The sequence below is a fragment of the Pseudohaliea rubra DSM 19751 genome (genome assembly GCF_000764025.1).
Taxonomy (GTDB): domain Bacteria; phylum Pseudomonadota; class Gammaproteobacteria; order Pseudomonadales; family Halieaceae; genus Pseudohaliea; species Pseudohaliea rubra.
This window is the reverse complement of sequence record NZ_KN234829.1, coordinates 1-1,363: the sequence shown is the minus strand read 5'-3', so window position 1 is coordinate 1,363 and position 1,363 is coordinate 1. Positions and strand designations below refer to the sequence as shown.

Genomic DNA, 1,363 nt, shown 5'->3' with positions numbered 1-1,363 from the left:
GCCGCGTCGCCATCGCCAACGCGGCCCTCGCTCCCTACGGCGTGGCTGCCGAGGCGGTGCTCGCCCGGCCCCCCTTCGCCGGGGTCGAACGCCGGCTGCTGCGCGGCGCCAGTGTCCAGCAGGCTTATCAGTTCCAGGCCACCGGCGCCGCGGAGCTGGCCCTCGTTGCCCGTTCCCTGGTGTCCGCCGCAGACCGGCGCTGGACGCTCATCCCGGCCGCCTGGCATGCCCCCATCGAACAGCAGGCCATCGTGGTGACCGGGGGCAGGGAGTCATCCGCCGCCGCGTTCCTGGCCCACCTTGCCGGGTCCGCAGGCCAGGCGCGGCTGAAACGCGACGGCTACGATCCATGTCCTTGAGCGGCGACAACTGGATGGCAATCCGCCTCACCCTGGTTCTGGCCTCGGTGACCACGCTGCTGCTGCTAGTGCTGGGCACGCCCCTGGCCTGGTGGCTCGCCCGGCGCCGGGGCGAGGCCGTCGCCGCTATCGAGGCCGTGGTAGCCCTGCCCCTGGTGCTGCCGCCGACAGTGCTTGGCTTCTATCTGCTGCTGCTGTTCGCGCCGGACACGCCCCTCGGCCAGGGCTGGCAATGGCTCACCGGCGAGCAGCTGGCCTTCAGCTTTCCAGCCCTTGTGATAGGCTCGGTCATCTACTCGCTACCCTTCGTGGTGCAGCCCCTGCAGCAGGCCTTCCAACGGCTGCCCGGCGAAGTCCTCGAGGCGGCGGCCACCCTCGGCGCCGGCCCCCGGGACCGCTTCACCAGCGTGGTGCTGCCGCTCACCCGGCGCAGCTTTCTCACCGCCGGCGCCCTGGGCTTCGCCCATACCGTCGGCGAGTTCGGCGTGGTGCTCATGATCGGCGGCAATATCCCCGGGGAGACCCGCGTGGTCTCCATCGCTCTCTTCGACCAGGTGGAGTCCCTGCAGCTGACGAGCGCCCACCGCCTCGCGTCCGGGCTGGTGATCTGCTCTCTGGTGCTGCTGTTTTTGCTCTACCGGGGCGGCGGCCTGCGCCCCTGGCGCCTCGGCCGGTGAGCGGGCTCTCCTTTGATCTCCGCTGGACGGCACCGGACGGCGATTTCCGACTCGCCTGTACCGCCGAGCTGCCAACCCACGGCGTCACCGCCGTCTACGGCCCTTCCGGGGCCGGCAAGTCCACGCTGCTGCACTGCATTGCAGGCCTGAAACGGGGCGACCCGGGCTCGCGCATCGACTTCGCCGGCGAACCCTGGCAGGCAGGCGATCGCTGCCTGCCCGCGCACCGGCGTCGGGCCGCCGTGGTCTTCCAGGACGCACGCCTGTTCCCGCAGCTCACCGTGGCCGGCAACCTCGCCTACGCCCGCCGCCGCGCGATCCCCGGCG

The 1,363-nt window shown here is 71.8% G+C and carries 3 protein-coding genes; all 3 read left to right on the top strand.

Annotated features, from left to right (window positions below):
* On the top strand, positions 1–359 hold a 359-nt coding region (modA, locus tag HRUBRA_RS14520), incomplete at its 5' end, for a molybdate ABC transporter substrate-binding protein (RefSeq protein ID WP_035518402.1).
* On the top strand, positions 350–1,036 hold the full coding sequence (gene modB, locus HRUBRA_RS14515; RefSeq protein ID WP_035518400.1) for a molybdate ABC transporter permease subunit: 687 nt from the start codon (positions 350–352) through the stop codon (positions 1,034–1,036). The genes modA and modB, both read left to right, overlap by 10 nt.
* Positions 1,033–1,363: ATP-binding cassette domain-containing protein (locus tag HRUBRA_RS14510; protein ID WP_035518399.1), on the top strand; the 331-nt coding region annotated here is incomplete at its 3' end. The genes modB and HRUBRA_RS14510, both read left to right, overlap by 4 nt.

Bases quoted from the DNA above. Each gene is read 5' to 3' on its own strand.
- modB (WP_035518400.1), top strand. From the start codon at position 350: ATGTCCTTGAGCGGCGACAACTGGATGGCAATCCGCCTCACCCTGGTT.